The following is a 19,410-nucleotide window of genomic DNA, read 5'->3' on the forward strand; positions in this document are numbered from 1 at the left end:
ACAGGCATCCTCGGAGCTGAACCAGTCGAGGAAATCGTTCCAATTGGACGGGTGGTCTTTACCTGCCTCTGGGCTTGCGATATGCTGGATATCCATCCAGTACTCCGGGGCTGCTGGAGCTAAAAGGATACCCCTTGAGTTTATACAGTGTGCGGCCTGTATATGAGACGCGTCCCATACATGCGTCTCATAAGCCCAAAAGCAAAAAGCCACCGCTTGGGTGGCTTTCGCTGCTAAACGCTTGTCACGCTTAGTCTTTTTTGGCTCCCCGACCTGGGCTCGAACCAGGGACCTACGGATTAACAGTCCGGCGCTCTACCGACTGAGCTATCGGGGAATGTGTCGGTTTCTTGGTTGCTTTCAAGTTCTCTGAACTCGTCATCAACCGAGAACGCAACTATAGCACTTTTTGCCTGCCGGTCGCAAGTTCTGGCGTTTTTGGCGCGGGTGTTGAAGCTTTGCGACAGCCACGCGCCATGGGCGCCTTCATCAGAACGACACGCTGGCCGTTGCGCTCACGCTGCGAGCCGCCTGGGGCATCAGGTAGACGTGGTCGCTGTAGGTCGGGGCTTCGCGCCAGTTGCGCAGGTTGAAGAGGTTGTGCACGTTCAGGCGCCAGACGACGTTGCTGCCGGCCAGCGTTGTGGCGGTGCGCAAGCCCAGGTCGGTGCGTGTCCAGGAGGACAGGCGCAGGCTGTTGTCGGCGGTGATGGCGCGAGGGCCTTCGTGGATGACGTCGGTCTGCAGCCAGGTCGATTCCAAGCCCGGCACGCGCCAGGCCACCGATGCACGCAGGGTGTGTTCGGGCACGTTGGTGGCGGGCTTGCCATTGACGTTGACGTCGGTGCGTTGGCTGCCCCGGCGCTCGGTGTCGAGCAGGGCGCCCGCCAGCGACGTTTGCCAGGAGGCGCTGCGCCATTGCCACGAGGCCTCGATGCCGCGGTGAACCGCCTCGCCATCGTTGAGGTAGGTGTAGAGGATGCCGCCCAGGCCATCGTCCTGGGTGATCCGGTCGGCCACAGGGCGGTGGATCTGGAAGGCGTTGACGCCCCATTGGTGGCCACCTGCGGCCGACTTCAGGCCGACTTCGAGCTGTCGGCTGCGGCGAGTCGGCAGCACCTGACCCGCATTGGTGTAGGCGATGAAGGTCGAGGGTGCCGGGTTCTGTGCCGCCGTGGCTTCGATGCCTTGCCCCCAGCTGACGTAGGCCTGAGTCTGCTCGGCCAGTTGGTAGCCGATCGCGGCCCAGCCCGTGGTCACGCTCTCGTCGAGCGAGGCGCTGCGGTTGGCGCTGGTGTCGGTGAGCTCGGTGTCGCGTTGCAGTTGGGTGTGTCGCAGGCCCACCCAGGCGCGCCAGGGGCCATCGTGGCTGAGAGCGTCGACGACGCTGAACTCCGTGCTGCGCTCGCTGCGCAGGGTGTTGGCGTAGTCCAGAGGCAGGGGCGCCTCGGGGGTGGTGAACTGGCCGGTGATGTTGCCCTCGCCGGCGTAGTTGTATGCCGCCTGCTGCATGTCTGTGTCATGACGCGAGCGCAGCGCGCCCAGCGTGAGGTCATGACGGACGATGCCGGTTTCTACCCTGCCTTGCAGCGATGCCAGCCACGCACGGGTGCGACGGTGCTCACCTGGCGAGCGGAAGTCATACAGGTCAAAGGTGCCGTTCGAGCAATGTGCCGCGTAGTTCCCTTCGGCACCACAGCCGAACGTGAAGGCGCCTTGGTCCGTGGACTGCAATCGCTGCTCGCCGTAGCTCACCTGGCTGCGCCAGCCCTTGCCCCAGTTCTGGCTCCAGCGCAGGCTGCCCGTGTTGCCCTGCATCTCGACCGGCCGGCTCCAGGCCTGGTTGTTGAAGTTGGTGGTCGGATCGAGCGCTTTGGCGGACGGCAGCGCACGGCCCAGCAAGCTGTAGCCAGGCACGCTGGGTTGGGTCAGGAAGCTGTGCTCGAACTCGGCTTCGAGGCGTGCATCGGGGGTCAAGCGCCAGTCGCCAGCCACCGCAGCAAGGCGTCGTCGACCGTCGGCTGCCTGCGTGGTGGGGCGCAGTTCTTCGTGCGCAGCATTGACGCGCAGGCCGAACTCACGTTGCTGCCCAAAGCGCTCGGACAGGTCGGTGGCCATCAGCCAGCCACCGCGGTCGTTCAGCCCGAGGGTGACTTCCCTGAGGCTGACATCGGGTCGCTTGACGACGTAGTTCACCAAGCCCGACGGCGCGCTGGTGCCCGCCTGCATGCCGCTCGTGCCCTTGAACAGCTCGATGCCGGCCTTGTTGTCCAGAGCGATGCGGGTCTCGCCGCTGATCGGCAGGCCCTCGCGGCGGTAGTTGAGCGTGTTGTCCAGTTTGTAGCCGCGCACGTTCATGCTGTCCCAGTAGCCGATGGCGTTGTAGGCATCGGTCAGGCTGGCGTCGAGTTTGATCAGGTCGGCCAGGCGGGTGATGCCTGCATCGCGCAAAACGGCCTGACCAAAAGTTTGCGCCTGCACGGGCGCTTGCCAGCCGGGCGTGTCGCCCAGGCCGCTGATACGGGCGCGGGCCTGGCGGTTGGCCGGGGCGCTGACCGTGGTGCCAGGCAGCGTGCTTTCAGTCGCGTTGTTGTCAGTGGCCGTCTGGGCGACTGGCAAGGCAGCGCCATCCCGGGCTTGCTGGGCCATGGCTTCGAGGCCCGTCGCGCTCAGCGATGCCAGGCAGCAGGCCTGTAGCGCTGCGATCGCCAGCGGGCGTTGCAGGGTGGGGGCGGGACGTGAAAGGGAAGGCGACAGACGAGGGCTCATGCAGACAACTCCATGGCGTGGGAGCACCGGTTGGGGACACGGTCGTTCGCATGGGGTCTGCCTGGTCGCGGGCGCGGCCTGGGAACTGGCGGCACCCGGTCGTGGCCCGGTTGAGGGCGCTTGCGCCAGCGTGATGGCGCGTGCACGACGAACTGGCTTCCCTACGCGAGGACGACCTCGATCAGGTTCGAAGGGACTCTCTCAGCGGCGCCGCGCAACGCGGGCCGCACCCCTAGCAGGTCGAGATTGTAGGCGCGCCTCAGCCTTTGACGCCCAGGCGCTGGTGGAGCACCGGGCTCGTCGTGGTGTAGAGCAGGTGGGGCGGCGCATCCGGGTTGAGCGCCGTGGCGATGGCGTGCGCCGCCAGCGTGGCCTCGTGGAAGCCACACAGCAGCAGGCGCTTTTTACCCGGGTAGGTGTTGATGTCGCCAACGGCGTGCACGCCTGCCAGCGAGGTCTCGAAGGTGGCGGTGTCCACGCGCACCTGCTTGCGCTCGAGGGCCATGCCCCATTGCGTCAAAGGGCCGAGCTTGGGGCTCAGGCCCAGGCGCACCAGCAGGTGGTCCAGCGGCAGTTCGAAAGGGTGACCGTCGGCGCCCAGCAGTTGCAGGGCTTCGATGTGGCGGCCTGGGCCGGTGCTTGCCGAGCTCAGTCGAGCGCTTTGGGGCACGCCCAGCACCAGCTGCACGTCGCCCGATTGAATCAGCGCGCGCACCTCGGCCTCGACCTCGGCTTCGGCCTGGAAGGCGTCGCGGCGGTGGAGCAGGGTGATGCGAGCGGGACGGTGCGCGGGCTCCGCACGTGAGGCGATGAGCACGGCGTTCAGCGCTTCATCGCCACCACCTGCGATGACCAGGTGCTGGCCTGCCCAGGCGGGGGGCGATGCGTCGAGGTGGCGTTCTCGTCCGTCCCCCTGTGGCTCTGCTGCGAATTCGCCCGGCAGTTGGTGGCTGAGGTTGGCCGCGCCATCGAGTTCGGGCACGCCCAGGCCTCGTGGCACGAAGGCCCCCGCGCCAGCTGCGATCACCACCGAGTGCGCCTGGCAGGTCCATGCGGTGGAGGTTCGCACTTGCCAGCCACCATCGACCTGGCTCAGCGACTCGACTTGTTGGCCCAGGTGCAGGTGCGCTCGCTGGCCCGTGTTCGCATCGGGTGGCAGAAAAGGCGAAGCCTGCTGAAGCAGCAGGCTTGTGAGTTCGCGCCCGGTGCAGCGGGGCACGCCGGGCACGTCGTAGATGGGTTTGTCAGGGTAGAGGGCCATGCATTGGCCCCCCGCCTGTGGCAGCACGTCAACGACCTCGACCTTCAGGCCCAGCAGCCCAAGCTGGAAGGCCTGGAACAGGCCCACCGGGCCCGCGCCGATGACCAGGGCATCGGTCTGGGGCATCGAGGTCACCGATGGCATCAGCGCGCGAAGATCGGGGCTCAGCGGATCAACTGGTCCAGCTTGCCGGTCTTGTCCTTCCACTCGTCGGCTTCGGGCAGCGGCTCTTTGCGCTTGGTGATGCTGGGCCACTTCTTGGCCAGGTCGGCGTTGATCTGGATGTACTGCTGCTGGTTGCCGGGCACGTCCTCTTCAGGGACGATGGCGTTGACGGGGCACTCGGGGATGCAGACGGCGCAGTCGATGCACTCGTCGGGATCGATCACCAGGAAGTTGGGGCCTTCGCGGAAGCAGTCCACCGGGCAAACGTCCACGCAGTCGGTGTATTTGCAACGGATGCAGGCTTCGGTGACGACGTGAGTCATGACAGGTCTCGGGTGAGGGGGTTGATCTTGCGGGTGGGATTTTACCGGGGCTTGAAGGGGCATCAAGCCTCGGTGGCGCCTGTGCCTTCGCCGCACAGGGTGATGTGGGTCAAGGGCGCTTCAGGGATGGCGGTCGCGCCCGCGCCCACGATGACGAGCGTGGGGCGCCCGGCGTGCACCGAGGAAGCGTCATCGAGTGTCCCCACTGTGTGCAGGGTGTGGCGCATGTCGGGCCACCCTGCTCGGGAGACCACGCTGACTTGCGTGCCGGCAGGCCAGCCTGCGTCCAGCAGGCCTTTGCTGAGCGGGGCCAGTTGCCGGCCCGCCATGTAGAAGACCTCGGTGTCGGCGCGCTGGCCGGGGCCCATGCCGCATTGCAGGTCGCCGGTGCGGGTCATGGCCGTGGTGAAGCTCACGCTGCGGCCAGAGCCCCGGCGGGTCAGGGGCCGTTGGGTTGCCGCTGCAGCGGCGAGCGCCGAGGTCACCCCAGGCACCACCTCGCTGGCGATGCCAGCTTCGCGCAGGGCATGCAGCTCTTCTTCCAGTCGGCCGAAGAGGCTGGGGTCGCCACCCTTGAGGCGGGCCACCAGGCCGCGTTCACCATGGATGGCGCCCACGGCCAGTGACTGCTCGATGAGCAACTGGTTGATGCGGGTCTGGCCGTTGTAGTCGCTGCCTGGCTGGCCGGAGAAGCCTCGCTTGCCCACGTCGATCCAGTCGGCATGGGGAGCGAGCTCGCGCAGCGTCGGATCGGCCAGGGCGTCGAACAGCACCACCTGGGCCTGGGCCAGCAGGCGGCTGCCACGCACCGTGATCAGGTCGGCCTCACCGGGGCCGGCCCCGATGAAGACGACTTTGGCGGCGGTGAGCGAGCAGGGTTTGCTGTCCATGGTGGTGGTGCGGTGACGATGGCTGCCGGATCAGGCGGCCTTGACCAGCAGCGCGCCGCTGGTGCGGTTGGTCGTGGGGTCGACCACGATCAGTGCACCGCCGACGCGGTTGGCGGTGTAGGCCTCGACCGGCAGCGGCTGCTGGGTCTGCACTGTCACGCGGCCGATTTCGTTCACGGCCAGTTCTTGCGCGTCGGTGTCTTCCAGCGAGTGGATGTCCAGGCGGCTTTCGATGGCGGTGATGCGGGCCTGCACCCAACGGTTGCCGTGGCGCACCCAGTACTTGCGGCCAATGGCAGCAGGTTCGGTGTCCAGCCAGGCCAGGGTGGCGGTGAAGCTGTCGGTGGGCTTGATCGATCCGGGCGTGTGCACCCAGTCGCCGCGCGAGACGTCGACCTGGCGGTCCAGCACGATGCCGGCCGACTGGCCTGCTTCGCATTGGTCGACCACCAGGGCCGAGTGGCGCACTTCGGCCACGATGGCGGTCTGGCCGCTTGGGAAGATCTGTACCTCGTCGCCGGCCTTGACCGAGCCGTGAGCGATGCGGCCCCACAGGGCGCGGTATTGGTGGCCGGTGCCCGATGCCGAGGCTTCGCCTTCACCCACGCTGTCGCGGGTCACGTATTGCACGGGGTGGAGCAGCGAGCCGTCGTGGGCTTCATCGGCCACGGGCAGTTGTTCCAGCACCTGCAGCAGGGTCGGGCCCTTGTACCAGGGCCAGTTGGCCGAAGGCGTGGTGACGTTGTCGCCGCGCAGGGCCGACACGGGGATCACGCCCTTGTTGACGATGCCAGCCTGTTCGGCGAAAGCTTCCAGCGAGCCCTTGACCGCGTTGAAGGCGGCTTCGGTGTCCTGCTCGATGGCGTCCAGCTTGTTGACGGCGAACACGATCGAGGGCACGCGCAGCAGGTGGGCCAGCAGGCTGTGGCGCTTGGTCTGCGTCAGCAGGGGAACCGGCTTGGCCTTCCAGTCGATCTTGGTGATGTCGACCAGCACCACGGCGGCATCAGAGCCGGCGGCAGCGGTCACCATGTTGCGGGTGTACTGCTCGTGGCCCGGGGCGTCGGCGATGATGAACTTGCGGCTCTTGGTGGCGAAGTAGCGGTAAGCCACATCGATGGTGATGCCTTGTTCGCGCTCGGCCTCCAGGCCGTCGGTCAGCAGCGACAGGTCGATGGGCGCACCGGCGGCGCGCTTTTCCAGCGCATCGAGCTGGTCGGCCAGGATGGCGCGGCTGTCGAACAGCAAGCGGCCGATCAGGGTGCTCTTGCCGTCGTCAACGCTGCCAGCGGTCAGGAAACGCAGGGCCTTGTGAGCCAGTTCTTCGCCGGCTTCGCAGTGGGTGACGTTCGAGGTCATCGGGGTGCTCATCAGAAATAACCTTCCTTCTTGCGGCGCTCCATCGAGGCCTCGGACGTGCGGTCGTCCATGCGGGTGGCGCCACGTTCGCTCACGGTCACGTGCAGGGTCTCGGCGACGATGTCGGCCGGGTTGGCGGCATCGGATTCGACCGGGCAGGTGCAGGTCATGTCGCCCACGGTGCGGAAGCGCACGTCCACGGTTTCAACGGTTTCGCCTTCGAGTGCAGGCGTGACCTCGGTCAGCGGCACCAGCAGGCCCTTGCGGCGGATCACCTGACGGGCGTGCTTGTAGTAGATGTTGGGCAGCGGGATGCCTTCGCGGGCGATGTAGAGCCACACGTCCAGCTCGGTCCAGTTCGAGATGGGGAAGGCGCGGAAGTGCTCGCCCGGCTTGATGCGGGTGTTGAACAGGTTCCACAGCTCGGGGCGCTGCTCTTTGGGCTGCCATTGGCCAAAGCTGTCGCGGTGGCTGAAGATGCGTTCCTTGGCGCGGGCCTTTTCTTCGTCGCGGCGGGCGCCACCGATCAGGCAGTCGAAGCGGTTGTCTTCGATGGCTTCGAGCAGGGTGACCGTTTGATGGCCGTTGCGCGACTCCAGCGGGTGGGCCAGGCGCACGGTGCCCTTCTTGATGGACTCTTCCATGTGCGCGACGATCAGGCGCTCGCCGATCTCGGCCACGCGCTGCTCGCGGAACTCGATCACTTCAGGGAAGTTGTGGCCGGTGTCCACGTGCACCAGCGGGAAGGGCAGCTTGCCTTCGAGCTTGCCCGTGGCCGGGTTCTTCATCTTGAAGGCCTTTTCGGCCAGTTGCAGCACCACGCAAGAGTCCTTGCCGCTGGAGAACAGCAGGCCCGGGCGCTCGAAGGTGGCCGCCACTTCGCGCAGGATGAAGATTGCTTCTTCTTCCAGCGCATCCAGGTGGCGGTGGTCGACCTCCGCCAGCAATTGCTTCACATCACTCATGTTTTACTCGCTCTTGAATCTTGTCGCTGACGTTCACTTGTGAACGTGCAGGCCGCATTCCTTGGCCTTCTCGTCTTCCCACCACCAGCGGCCCGCGCGGAAGTCTTCACCCACGGCGATGGCGCGGGTGCAGGGGGCGCAGCCGATCGACGGCATGAACTGGTCATGCAGCGGGTTGTAGGGCACGTTGAAAGTCTTGACGTAATGCCACACGTCACCCCAGGTCCAGTCGATCATGGGGTTGAACTTGGCGCGGCCCTTGTCGTCCGACTCGCGGGGCAGCATGCCGCCCCGGTTGTTAGATTGCTCGCGGCGCAGGCCGGTGATCCAGGCCGTGCGGCCCTCGAGCATGCGCGCCAGCGGTTCGAGCTTGCGCAGGCCGCAGCAGGCCTTGCGCAGGTCGATGCTTTCGTACATGGCCTTCTCGCCGTTCTTGCGCACGAACTCGATCACGGCTTCGGCCACGGGCTTGTAGACCTCGACCTGGACGCCCTGGCCATTGAAGGCGTCGGCGTAGTGCCGCTCGATGGTGCCGATCAGCGCCACCGTCTCGGGGTGCAGGGCACCGGTTTCGAGCGTGCCCACGGCGATGCCGATGCCGTGGCGCGCGATCAGGTCGGTGACGATCATGTCTTCCACGCCCAGGCTGGTGGCTTGCACCACCTTGCCGGGGTGTTCAGCGGCGGCGGCCTTGAGCAGCGCGATGGTTTCAGCGAGCTTGGCCTCGAAGTCGGGGCTGGCCTTGGCGTACAGGCCGATGGCCGATGACGTGGCGGGTCCGCCGATCGACGAGACGGCACCGAAATCCAGGGAGGAGCTTTCACTCATGGGGGGTCTCCAGGGATGACGCGGAACTCAGGCGGCGCGACCGAACACGGGCTTGGTCGTGTTCACGTCGCCCTGGTAGTGGCCACGTGCGGCGAAGAAGCCCAGCTGACGCTCGGCGATGGCGCGGTCCTGGTCGCCTCGCAGCACCACAGAGCTGAAGCCGCAGCGCTTGAGCAGGGGCATCATGTCCACCAGCACGTCACCCGTGGCGCGGATCTCGCCGCCGAAGCGGTAGCGCGAACGCAGGATGTGGGCCTGGGTGTAGGCGCGGCCGTCCGTCCACTTCGGGAACTGAAGCACGACCAGCGACAGCTTGGGCACATCGGCTTCGATGACCTCGATGTCGGTGTCATTGGTCAGGATCACGCCCACGGGCTTGTGATCGGCAGCGTCCTTGGCGGGCCACTGGTCGCGCACGGCGTGCCACTGGGCCAGGGTCAGCAGGCTGTTGGCCTTGATGGGCGGGTGGGCCATGGGGCCGTCTTCGCCGCCCACGGTGCGCCATTGGTCGTGTTGGGTGTCGATGAATTGCATGGTGGGGTCTCCTTCAGGCGCTGCGCTCAGGCGGCCTTGGCGGTCGAGCGGCGGGTGGCGTTGGCCGCGGCCTTGAACGGGTCGATGCCGACGCGCTTGACGGTGTCGATGAACTTCTCGCCGGCTTGGCGCTGAGCCTGATAGGTCTCGATGACGGCCTCGATGGCGTCCTGCACTTCGTCTGCGGCGAACGAGGGGCCGATCACCTTGCCTGCCACGGCGGCAGGCGCGTGATCGGAGCCGTCCGAGCCGCCCAGCGTGATCTGGTACCACTCGGTGCCGTCCTTGTCGACGCCCAGGATACCGATGTGGCCGCTGTGGTGGTGGCCGCAGGAGTTGATGCAACCCGAGATGTGCAGGTCGATCTCGCCGATGTCGTAGAGCTCGTCGAGGTCTTGATAACGCTCGATCAGGGCGTTGGCGATGGGGATGGAGCGGGCGTTGGCCAGCGCACAGAAGTCACCACCGGGGCAGGCGATCATGTCCGACAGCAGGCCGATGTTGGGCGAGGCCAGGGTGTTGGCCTTGGCGGCTTGCCACAGGTCGTAGAGGTCTTCCTCACGCACGAAAGGCAGCAACGCGTTCTGGTCGTGCGTCACGCGCAGCTCGCCGCAGCTGAAGCGGTCGGCCATGTCGGCGATGGCGTCCATCTGCGTGTCGGTCACGTCGCCGGGGGCTTGGCCCACGCGCTTGACCGACAGTTGCACGCACTTGTAGCCCTGCACCTTGTGGCCTTCGACGTTGCGCTCGAGCCACTTGGCAAACTGCTTCTTGTCGGCGTCAGAAGCATCGGCGGGCAGGCCGTTGCCAGCCGGCACGTGGGCCTGCACCGCAGCGGGGAACGCAAAACCGGCGTTGACGCGATCGAACTCGGCCTGCGGAATCAGATGGGCTGCGCCATCGGCATCGCGCTCGAGGATGTCCTTGAACTCGGCGTTGACCTGGTCGAAGAACTTCTGGCCCTCGGCTTTGACCAAGATCTTGATGCGGGCCTTGTACATGTTGTCGCGCCGACCGTAGCGGTTGTAGACGCGAACAATGGCCTCGATGTAGACGAGGATCTGCTGCCAGGGCACGAAGTCGTTGATGACGGTGCCGGTGATCGGGGTGCGGCCCATGCCGCCGCCCACCAGAACCGTGAAGCCGACTTCACCGGCATCGTTCTTGACCAGGTGCAGGCCGATGTCGTGCCAGGCCACGGCGGCGCGGTCTTCCTTGGCGCCGTTGACGGCGATCTTGAACTTGCGCGGCAGGAAGGCGAACTCGGGGTGCAGGGTCGACCACTGACGCAGCACCTCGGCGTAAGGGCGCGCATCGACGATCTCGTCGTCGGCCACGCCCACCTTGGCGTCGGCGGTGATGTTGCGGATGCAGTTGCCCGAGGTCTGGATGCCGTGCATGTTGACCTCGGCCAGCAGGTCCATCACCTCGGCGGCCTTGGGCAGCGGGATCCAGTTGTACTGGACGTTCTGACGGGTGGTGAAATGGGCGTAGCCACGGTCGAACTCGCGGGCGATGCGCGCGAGCTGGCGCACCTGCTTGCTCGACAGCTCGCCGTAGGGCACGGCCACGCGGAGCATGGGGGCGTGGCGCTGAACATACCAACCGTTCTGCAGGCGCAGTGGGCGGAAATCGTCGTCGGCAAGTTTGCCGGCCAGGTTGCGCTCGAGCTGGTCGCGGAATTGGGCGGCGCGCTGGCGGACAAACTGTTTGTCGAATTCGGTATATTGATACATGGTGCGCAGCGTAGGAATAAACAAATGAGTCCGTGGACGCCGGTGGTGGAGGCGACGCACGGACGCTATCTATCGGGTCAGCCGAGGGCTCGGTAGAGATTGTAAAGGCTGATGCCGGAGATCACGCCCCCCACCAGCATCAGCAGGGTCTTGGTCTTGAGGTGGCGGGTGAGGTAGGCGGCGAATGGCGCGGCGAACAGGCCACCCACGACCAGGCCCGCCACCGTGGGCCAGGGGCCTTCTTCCACCAGTCCGGCGAACACGGCCGCACTGGTGAACGTGAGGAAAAACTCGGCCAGGTTGACCGAGCCGATGGTGGTGCGGGGGTCTTGTCCGGTGCCGACCAGGGTGGTGGTCACGACAGGACCCCAGCCGCCGCCGCCCACCGCATCGACGAACCCGCCAAACAGACCGAGTTTGGCCACGTGTTTCGGGGTTTCGCGGCGGGGGGTGATTTTCTTGAAAACCTTGCTGACAATATAAAGGCCCATCAGGAAAAGGTATCCTGAAACGATGGGTTTGATGATGGATGAATCCACACTGGAAACCACCCATGCACCCGCGCTGGCACCCAGAATGCCGGGGATCAGCAAACGCAGAAAAAGGGATTTGTTGACGTTGCCCAATTTGACGTGGGAAATGCCCGAAACCCCGGTGGTGAACACCTCGGCGATGTGCACGCTGGCCGAGGCCACGGCCGGTGAAGAGCCGGTGGCCAGCAGGAAGGATGTGGAGGTGATGCCGTAAGCCATGCCCAGGGCGCCATCGACCGTCTGGGCCAGCAGGCCCACCAGCACGGCCTTCCAGAAGGCTTCGCCCATCACGGTGGCGACGATCAGTTGCATCCCGGTCTGCTCATGCTGGCCGTTGAACAGCTTGGAGCCCAGGTAAGCCACCACGCCGATGAGCAGGAAGCCCACCGCCCACACGGCGATGCGCAGCACGGGGTGATCGGAGGGGTGACTGACGTCGTCTTCGACAGGCGGCAGACCAAGCGCGGTGTGCTCGGCGTTGATCGCGTTGTCGGTGAGGTCGAGGTTGCGGATCTTCATGGGGCCGGAAAATGCGGGGCGGACCACGTGACAATGGGGAAGCGCGAATGCTACAGATCGTCTTTATTCATGAGAAGAACATTTATGGAAGTTGTTAATTCCCAGGTGGAATTAAGAGGTGAGGCCGCTCTGCGCCGGGGGCTGATCCTCGGGGGGGCGGTTTGGCTGGCAGGGTGTTCCGTGCTGCCGCGCGAAGAGCCGCCTCGCACGACCGGTGCGACACCTGTTCCCCCGCCGGTGGCGCCCGCCGTCCCTCGCTTGGCTCCCCGCCCACCCCGCATCGGCCTGGCCCTGGGTGGTGGTGCGGCCCGTGGCTTCGCCCACATCGGCGTGCTGCAGGTGCTCGAAGAACAGGGCATCAAGCCCGACCTGGTGGTGGGCACCTCGGCTGGCAGCCTGGTCGCCTCGCTCTACGCAGCCGGCAAGACGCCCGCCGAGCTGCAAAGCATGGCCATGACCCTTGACGAATCGAGCATCACCGATTGGGTCTTCCCGGGGCGCTCGCTGCTCAAGGGCGAGGCGCTGGCGCGTTTCATTCGCACGCAAACGGCCGGCAAGCAGATCGAGAACATGCGCCTGCCGCTGGGCATCGTCGCGGCCGACCTGCAAAGCGGTGCCCCCATCTTGTTCAGGCGGGGCGACCCGGGTGTGGCGGTGCGCGCGTCGAGCGCCGTGCCGGCGGTGTTCGAGCCGGTTCGCATCAACGGTCGCGAGTACATCGACGGGGGCGCGGTCTCTCCGATTCCTGTGCGCTTCGCCCGTCAGATGGGCGCTGAGGTCGTCATCGCCGTGGACATCTCGGCCATCCCGCAGGGCCAGCCGACCAAGCGCGCGGTCGACATCCTGCTGCAGACCTTCAACATCATGGGGCACGCGATCAGCCAGCACGAACTGGCCGAGGCCGACGTGGTGATGCGCCCCAAGCTGGAAGGCATCGGCAGCGCCGATTTCTCGTCGCGCCGGCTGTCGATCCTGGCGGGGCGGGAGGCCGCGCTGATGGTGTTGCCGCAGCTCAAGGAGCGGATCACGGCGCGCACGCGCTGAATCCGCACCGCAGGGCCAGGGGCGCCGCTCCGGCCTGCCGTGCTTCAGCGAGCGGTTGCGGTGAACGGCTGCCCGGTCAGCTTCGAGCCGGGGCCCAGTCCGCGCTTCTTGAACCAGCCCGTGTTCATCTCCAGCACGTAGCGCACCGGCCGCTCAGAACAGTGCGAGTCCAGCGTCTGGGGCTTCATCTCGTCGGTGTTGACGATGGTGCCGTCGTCGTCAACGAAAGCAATCGCCAGTGGGATGAGGGTGTTTTTCATCCAGAAACACTGCACCCCAGGGCGCTCGAAGACGAACAGCATGCCCTCGTGGGTGCCCATCTGCGTGCGGTGCATGAGGCCGATGGCGCGTTCGCGATCGGTCATGGCCAGCTCGGCGCTGATGTTCTGCATGCCGGCACGCAACTGGATGGTGCGCAGCTTCTGCGGGGCGTCCTGGGCGGCTGCGCTGCCCATGGCCAGGCAGCCAGAGACCAACATGATCTGCATCAAGCCTGCGCGCAGGGCTTTGGACCTGACGCGCCACCGGCCGGGAGCGCTTTGACTGACAATGCCCGCTTTCGTCATCTCCGTGTCTCGATGAGCTGGTTCACGGGTCCGACTGTAGCAGCCGTCTCATGAATGCCTCCGCCCCCGCGACACCCCAGGCGCCCCTGCCTCCCTTGCCCGAACTGACGGCATCGCAAGCGGCCGGCCTGGATGACCCGGACCTGCTTGCGCAGTGCGTGGTGGAGTTGCCGATGGGGCCGCTGCGGCGCATCGGCCTGGGCATCTCGGGCATGTACTGCGCCGCCTGCACCATCACCATCGAGGACGCGATCAAGGCTGTGCCGGGGGTCAGCGAAGTGCAGGTGCAGGCCGCTTCGCAGCGCGCGCGCATCCTGATCGATCCGACCAAGGTGAAACTGTCGGACATCGTCGCCGCCGTGCAGCGCGTGGGCTACCGCGCCTGGCCCGACGCTGCCGCCCGCGCTGGCCACGAGCGTCTGCGCCAACGCCGCATGCTGCTGTGGCGCCTGTCGGTGGCGGCCTTCTGCATGATGCAGGTGATGATGATCGCCTGGCCCCAGTACGTGGCCGGACCGCAGGAGATCCCTCCCGACATCTGGCAGCTCATGAACTGGGCCAACTGGGTGCTCAGCCTGCCGGTGATGATCTTCTCGTGCGGGCCCTTTTTCACGGGGGCCTGGCGTGCGGCCCGCCAGGGCAGGGTGTCCATGGACACGCCCGTGGCCATCGGCATGCTGGCCACTTTCGTGGTCAGCACCGGCGTGACGATGGGCCAGACGGATGTCTTCGGCCACGAGGCCTACTTTGACTCCTTGACCATGTTCGTGGCCTTCCTGCTGATGGGGCGTTGGCTGGAGAGCAGCGCCCGCGAGCGGGTGACCCATTCGCTCGAAGCCCTGTGCGTGCGCCTGCCCGAGGCGGTCGAGCGGGCGGTGGCAGGCGAGGCCGAAGGCGAGGGCGTTGACCTGCGCGTAGCAGCGGTCGAGTCGGTGCCTTTGTCGATGTTGAAACACGGCGACCGGGTCAAGGTCGCCGTGGGCCAGGCCTTTCCGTCCGATGGCCAGGTGCTGCTGGGGCAGACCGAGGTCGATGAATCGCTGCTGACGGGCGAGTCGCGGGCTGTGGCCCGTCAGCCCGGTCAGATGGTGGTGGCGGGCTCGATCAACCTGGGCGCGCCGGTGTGGATCTCGGTCGAGCGCCTGGGGCCCGACACCCGCTACCAGCAGATCGTCTCGTTGGTGCACCAGGCCATGACGGAAAAGCCAGGGTGGATGCGCACCGCCGACCGCATGGCCGCGCCGTTCCTCTGGGGGGTGCTGGGGCTGGCGGCGCTGGGCGCGTTGGTCTGGCAGTGGATCGATCCGGCCCGCTCGGTGTGGGTGGCGGTGTCTGTGCTGGTGGTGACCTGTCCGTGCGCGCTGTCCCTGGCCGCACCTTCCGCGCTGCTGTCAGCGGCCGGGGCCATGGCCAAGCGCGGCTTGCTGGTGCGCCGCATCGACGCCCTCGAAGTGCTGGCCTCGGTGCGCCAAGTCTATTTCGACAAGACTGGCACGCTGACCGAGAGCGAATTGTTGGTGACGGGCCTGCAGCAGGCCGACGGCGTGAGCAGCCTGGCTCTGGTGGGCGCAGGGCCTTTGGCCGGCGGGCGCTTGGGTGGGCTTTGGCACCGAGCCGCCTCGCTGGCCGCGGCGTCCCATCACCCGGTGTCGCGTTCGATGGTGCTGGCGGCGCAATCGGCCCGCCCGCAGGGCTCGGGCTCCTGGGCGCCGCTGGCTTGGGTCGAGCTGCACGAGCGAGCCGGGCAGGGTGTCGAGGCGCGAGACGAATCCGGGCAAATCTGGCGCCTTGGTCGGCAGGACTGGGTGCTGGGAGCCGATGCCCCGGCCGTGCTGGGCAACTGGACCCAGCCCGATGCCCCCCGCGCCTGGCTGGCGGCCCGTTCGCCCGACGGTTCCCTCTTGCGGGACACGGTGGTGGGGGTGTTGCTCGATGAGGTGTTCCGCCAGGAGGCTGCCCCCGCACTGCACCAATTGAGGGAGCTGGGCTGTCAGGCCGCACTGTTGTCGGGCGATCACAACGATCGGGTGCAGGCCGCATCCCGCATCCTGGGGCCCCATGGCGAACTGCCTGTGGCCGCCGCGCAGGCCACGCCGGAAGACAAACTGCAGGTGATGTCGCAGGCCCAGCAGCGCGGCGAGCAGGTTGCCGTGGTGGGTGATGGCATCAATGACGCGCCTGTGCTTGCGAAAGCCGACGTGTCGGTGGCCTTGGACCAGGGCTCGGCGCTGGCGCAGTCGCAGGCGGACCTCATCGTGCTGAACGGACGGCTCACGGGTTTGCCCGAGGCGGTCGCGCACAGCCGTTTCGCCATGCGGATCGTCAAACAGAACCTGGCCTGGGCGGCGGTCTACAATTTCGCCTGCATTCCCCTGGCACTGATGGGCCTGCTGCCTCCTTGGGCAGCCGGATTGGGCATGGCATTGAGCTCGCTCGGTGTCGTGCTCAATTCCTTGCGGCTGGGAACCACCCGATGGAAATCCTCTACGTCCTGATTCCCGTGTCCGTGTTGCTCGTGCTGGCGATCCTGGCCGTGCTGGGCTGGGCCATCCACAGTGGTCAATTCGAGGACATCGAAGCCGAAGGCCATCGAATTTTGCAAGCCGGGGAAGCCAATTCCCAGGATAACGTTGAGCGGCATCAAGAATAGTTAATGGTTTGCCCTCACAATTCGCGCTGTAACAAAGGAGAACTAAAGATGGCAACCCCCCACTCTGCCACTTACAACGACACCGTTGTCCGGCAGTTCGCCGTCGCCGCGGTGCTCTGGGGCGTCGTCGGCATGGCCGTCGGCGTCCTGATCGCCTCGCAACTGGCGTGGCCGGAACTCAATTTCGGCATCCCCTGGCTGAGCTACGGCCGCCTGCGTCCCCTGCACACCAATGCGGTGATCTTCGCGTTCGGCGGCTGCGCCCTGTTCGCGACGTCCTACCACGTGGTGCAACGCACGTGCCAGACCCGCCTGTTCGCTGGCCCGCTGGCCTCGTTCACGTTCTGGGGCTGGCAACTGGTGATCCTGCTGGCGGCGATCTCGCTGCCGCTGGGCTACACCTCCGGCAAGGAATACGCCGAGCTCGAATGGCCGATCGACCTGCTGATCGCCGCCGTCTGGGTCTCCTACGCGATCGTCTTCTTCGGCACCGTCGGCACCCGCAAGATCCGCCACATCTATGTGGCGAACTGGTTCTACGGCGCCTTCATCATCGCCGTGGCCCTGCTGCACATCGTCAACAGCGCCGCGATCCCGGTGTTCTCCGACGGCCTGCTGGCGCCCAAGTCCTACTCGGCCTACGCCGGTGTGCAGGACGCGATGGTGCAATGGTGGTACGGCCACAATGCGGTGGGCTTTTTCCTGACAGCGGGCTTCCTGGGCATGATGTATTACTACATCCCCAAGCAGGCCGGCATGCCCGTGTACTCGTATCGCCTGTCGATCGTGCACTTCTGGGCCCTGATCTTCACCTACATGTGGGCGGGTCCTCACCACCTGCACTACACCGCTCTGCCTGACTGGACGCAGTCCGTCGGCATGGTGTTCTCGCTGATCCTGCTGGCACCATCTTGGGGCGGCATGATCAACGGCATCATGACCCTCTCGGGTGCCTGGTACAAGCTGCGCGATGACGCGATCCTGAAGTTCCTGATCGTGGCCCTGTCGTTCTACGGCATGTCCACCTTCGAAGGTCCGATGATGTCCATCAAGACCGTGAACTCGCTGTCGCACTACACCGACTGGACGGTCGGCCACGTGCACTCGGGCGCCCTGGGTTGGGTGGGCCTGATCTCGATGGGGTCGCTCTACTACCTGATCCCGCGCATGTTCGGCCGCACCACGATGTACTCCGTCTCGGCCATCTCGCTGCACTTCTGGGCGGCCACCATCGGCATCGTGCTCTACATCGCCGCGATGTGGATCGCTGGTGTCATGCAGGGTCTGATGTGGCGTGCAGTCAACCCCGACGGCACCCTGGTCTACAGCTTCGTTGAAAGCGTGAAGGCGACCTATCCCTTCTACGTGATCCGCGTCGCGGGTGGCCTGCTCTACCTGGGCGGCATGATCCTGATGCTGTGGAACACCGTGATGACCGTCCTGGCTGGTCGCGCTGTCAACGCGCCGATCCCCCAGCCGGCCCACGCCTGAGCCGCACAAGGAGAACAACATGGCTGACAACAACCACAAGCCTGCGCTTTTCTCGCACGAGAAAATCGAGACCAGCAACTTCCTGATGATCGTGCTGACGCTGATCGTCGTGTCCTTCGGTGCGCTGGTCGAAATCGTGCCCCTGTATTTCCAAAAGAGCACGACCACCCCGGTGGACGGCCTCAAGCCCTACACCGCGCTGCAACTGGCAGGCCGCGACATCTACCTGCGCGAAGGCTGCTACGGCTGCCACTCGCAGATGATCCGCCCCTTCCGCGCCGAGACCCTGCGTTACGGTCATTACTCGATGGCGGGCGAGTACGTCTACGACCACCCCTTCCAGTGGGGCTCCAAGCGCACCGGCCCGGACCTGCATCGCGTGGGCGGCAAGTACTCCGACGAGTGGCACCGCGCCCACCTGGAGAACCCGCGCAACGTCGTGCCCGAGTCGAACATGCCTGCCTACCCCTGGCTGGAGACCAACAAGGTTGATGCCGCAGGCGTGGGCCCTCGCATGCAAGCCCTGCGCACGGTGGGCGTTCCCTACACGGACGCCGAGATCAAGGCTGCTGCCGACGAGGTCAAGGACAAGACCGAGATGGAGGCCGTGATCGCCTACCTGCAGGTGCTCGGCACCTCGGTGAAATAAGGAGCAGCGCACATGGACGTCATCACCCTCAGAAGCATCTTCACCGTGGCGTGCCTGTGCGTTTTCGTGGGCATCGTTGTGTGGGCTTATTCGCGCCGCAACAAGTCCCAGTTTGAAGAGGCGGCCCGGCTGCCTCTGTCTGAAGATTGACTGGAGGCTCAGACATGAGCGACTTCATTTCGAGTGGATGGGCGTGGTACGTCACGGCCATCGTGGTGTTCGGCCTGGTTTACTGCGCCTTTGTGCTCATCGGCGCGGCCCAGCACAAGGTGGTTTACGACGCCCAGGGCAACGTGGACAAGACCACGGGCCACACCTGGGACGGTGACCTGCGTGAGTTGAACAACCCGCTGCCGCGCTGGTGGCTGTACCTGTTCATCATCACCCTGGTTTTTGCCGTGGCTTACCTGGCGCTGTACCCTGGCCTGGCTGTCACGGGTGGCAAGCTGAACTGGACCTCCAAGGGCCAGCTCGAAGCTGAAAACGCCAAGGCCAAGGCCGAGCAGGACAAGATCTTTGCCAAGTTCAAAACGGCTTCGATCGAAGACCTGGCCCGCGACCCCCAGGCCCACGCCATCGGTCAGCGCCTGTTCCTGAACAACTGCGCGGCCTGCCACGGCTCCGATGCCAAAGGCGCCAAGAGCTTCCCGAACCTCACCGATGGTGACTGGATCCACGGCGGCTCGCCTGAGAAGATCATCGAGACGGTCACGCATGGCCGCAACGGGCAGATGCCGCCTCTGGGCGCAGCTGTCGGCACGGCCGAAGAGGCTCGCCAGGTTGCGAACTACGTGCTGAGCCTCTCGGGTGCAGGTCACAACTCCATCCAGGCTGAACTGGGCAAGGCCAAGTTCAAGGCGGTCTGCGCGGCCTGCCACGGCGCCGACGGCAAGGGCAACCAAGCCATCGGTGCGCCGAACCTGAGCGACAAGATCTGGCTGCATGGCTGGGGCGAGCAGTTCATCGTCGAGATGATCAACAAAGGCAAGCTCAACGTCATGCCTGCGCAGAACGTCCGCTTGTCTGAAGACCAGATCCGCCTGGTGGCGTCTTACGTGTGGGGCCTGTCTCACCCGACCCAATCGGCCGATGCCAAGTGAGTCTGTGCTCACCTGGAGGTGACTCCAG

18 protein-coding genes, 1 tRNA gene and 1 riboswitch are annotated in these 19,410 nt (G+C 65.8%); of the genes, 7 read left to right on the forward strand and 12 right to left on the reverse strand.

Annotated elements, in window-relative coordinates; genetic code table 11:
- Positions 1–261: 261 nt before the first annotated feature.
- The 11 genes from ABG80_RS09380 to ABG80_RS09430 form a co-directional block, all read right to left on the reverse strand.
- Positions 262–337: transfer RNA gene (locus ABG80_RS09380), tRNA-Asn, on the reverse strand.
- Between the two features lie 152 nt (positions 338–489).
- Complete coding sequence (locus ABG80_RS09385) at positions 490–2,769, reverse strand: TonB-dependent siderophore receptor (protein ID WP_058087456.1); 2,280 nt, start codon at positions 2,767–2,769, stop codon at positions 490–492.
- Between the two features lie 141 nt (positions 2,770–2,910).
- Positions 2,911–3,013, reverse strand: a riboswitch (TPP riboswitch).
- A gap of 15 nt (positions 3,014–3,028) precedes the next feature.
- Positions 3,029–4,156, reverse strand: a complete 1,128-nt coding sequence (locus ABG80_RS09390; RefSeq protein WP_235513806.1) for an NAD(P)/FAD-dependent oxidoreductase — start codon at positions 4,154–4,156, stop codon at positions 3,029–3,031.
- Positions 4,157–4,194: 38 nt separating this feature from the next.
- The gene (fdxA, locus tag ABG80_RS09395; protein WP_058087457.1) at positions 4,195–4,518 is read right to left on the reverse strand and encodes a ferredoxin FdxA; all 324 of its coding nucleotides are present in this window, start codon (positions 4,516–4,518) and stop codon (positions 4,195–4,197) included.
- A gap of 62 nt (positions 4,519–4,580) precedes the next feature.
- Positions 4,581–5,408, reverse strand: coding sequence for a uroporphyrinogen-III C-methyltransferase (gene cobA, locus ABG80_RS09400; RefSeq protein ID WP_058087458.1), 828 nt, complete (start codon positions 5,406–5,408; stop codon positions 4,581–4,583).
- A gap of 30 nt (positions 5,409–5,438) precedes the next feature.
- On the reverse strand, positions 5,439–6,779 hold the full coding sequence (locus ABG80_RS09405; RefSeq protein ID WP_235513807.1) for a sulfate adenylyltransferase subunit 1: 1,341 nt from the start codon (positions 6,777–6,779) through the stop codon (positions 5,439–5,441).
- On the reverse strand, positions 6,779–7,732 hold the full coding sequence (gene cysD / locus ABG80_RS09410) for a sulfate adenylyltransferase subunit CysD (protein ID WP_058087459.1): 954 nt from the start codon (positions 7,730–7,732) through the stop codon (positions 6,779–6,781). The genes ABG80_RS09405 and cysD overlap by 1 nt, the downstream gene beginning before the upstream one ends.
- Before the next feature lie 33 nt (positions 7,733–7,765).
- The gene (locus ABG80_RS09415; RefSeq protein ID WP_058087460.1) at positions 7,766–8,560 is read right to left on the reverse strand and encodes a phosphoadenylyl-sulfate reductase; all 795 of its coding nucleotides are present in this window, start codon (positions 8,558–8,560) and stop codon (positions 7,766–7,768) included.
- Between the two features lie 27 nt (positions 8,561–8,587).
- Entirely contained in the window at positions 8,588–9,094 is a 507-nt protein-coding gene (locus ABG80_RS09420) for a DUF934 domain-containing protein (protein ID WP_058087461.1), read from the reverse strand.
- A 26-nt stretch (positions 9,095–9,120) separates the two neighbouring features.
- A complete protein-coding gene (locus ABG80_RS09425) occupies positions 9,121–10,830 on the reverse strand; it encodes a nitrite/sulfite reductase (RefSeq protein WP_058087462.1) in 1,710 nt (569 codons plus the stop codon).
- A 77-nt stretch (positions 10,831–10,907) separates the two neighbouring features.
- Positions 10,908–11,882 (reverse strand): sulfite exporter TauE/SafE family protein, encoded by a 975-nt coding sequence (locus ABG80_RS09430; protein ID WP_058087463.1) that lies wholly within the window; start codon positions 11,880–11,882, stop codon positions 10,908–10,910.
- A 237-nt stretch (positions 11,883–12,119) separates the two neighbouring features.
- Between ABG80_RS09430 and ABG80_RS09435 the strand changes: the two genes are divergently transcribed.
- The gene (locus ABG80_RS09435; RefSeq protein ID WP_321166051.1) at positions 12,120–12,926 is read left to right on the forward strand and encodes a patatin-like phospholipase family protein; all 807 of its coding nucleotides are present in this window, start codon (positions 12,120–12,122) and stop codon (positions 12,924–12,926) included.
- 44 nt (positions 12,927–12,970) lie between these two features.
- On the opposite strand, the gene ABG80_RS09440 is transcribed toward ABG80_RS09435, so the two are convergent.
- Positions 12,971–13,414 carry a DUF192 domain-containing protein gene (locus ABG80_RS09440; RefSeq protein WP_083505974.1) on the reverse strand — a complete coding sequence of 148 codons (444 nt, stop codon included), beginning with the start codon at positions 13,412–13,414 and terminating at the stop codon, positions 12,971–12,973.
- Between the two features lie 128 nt (positions 13,415–13,542).
- Here ABG80_RS09440 and ABG80_RS09445 point away from each other — a divergent pair, with 128 nt between their 5' ends.
- The 6 genes from ABG80_RS09445 to ccoP are packed head-to-tail and all read left to right on the forward strand — an operon-like array spanning position 13,543 to position 19,382.
- Positions 13,543–15,987, forward strand: coding sequence for a heavy metal translocating P-type ATPase (locus ABG80_RS09445; protein WP_058087465.1), 2,445 nt, complete (start codon positions 13,543–13,545; stop codon positions 15,985–15,987).
- On the forward strand, positions 15,966–16,142 hold the full coding sequence (gene ccoS, locus ABG80_RS09450) for a cbb3-type cytochrome oxidase assembly protein CcoS (protein ID WP_058087466.1): 177 nt from the start codon (positions 15,966–15,968) through the stop codon (positions 16,140–16,142). The genes ABG80_RS09445 and ccoS overlap by 22 nt, the downstream gene beginning before the upstream one ends.
- Before the next feature lie 48 nt (positions 16,143–16,190).
- Positions 16,191–17,633 carry a cytochrome-c oxidase, cbb3-type subunit I gene (gene ccoN, locus ABG80_RS09455; protein WP_058087467.1) on the forward strand — a complete coding sequence of 481 codons (1,443 nt, stop codon included), beginning with the start codon at positions 16,191–16,193 and terminating at the stop codon, positions 17,631–17,633.
- Positions 17,634–17,652: 19 nt separating this feature from the next.
- Positions 17,653–18,282: a cytochrome-c oxidase, cbb3-type subunit II gene (gene ccoO, locus ABG80_RS09460; RefSeq protein WP_058087468.1), complete on the forward strand. Its 630-nt coding sequence runs from the start codon at positions 17,653–17,655 to the stop codon at positions 18,280–18,282.
- Between the two features lie 12 nt (positions 18,283–18,294).
- Positions 18,295–18,432: a cbb3-type cytochrome oxidase subunit 3 gene (locus tag ABG80_RS09465; RefSeq protein WP_058087469.1), complete on the forward strand. Its 138-nt coding sequence runs from the start codon at positions 18,295–18,297 to the stop codon at positions 18,430–18,432.
- A 14-nt stretch (positions 18,433–18,446) separates the two neighbouring features.
- A complete protein-coding gene (gene ccoP / locus ABG80_RS09470; protein ID WP_058087470.1) occupies positions 18,447–19,382 on the forward strand; it encodes a cytochrome-c oxidase, cbb3-type subunit III in 936 nt (311 codons plus the stop codon).
- Positions 19,383–19,410: the final 28 nt, after the last annotated feature.

The organism is Aquabacterium parvum, from assembly GCF_001447195.1.
Lineage (GTDB): Bacteria > Pseudomonadota > Gammaproteobacteria > Burkholderiales > Burkholderiaceae_C > Aquabacterium > Aquabacterium parvum.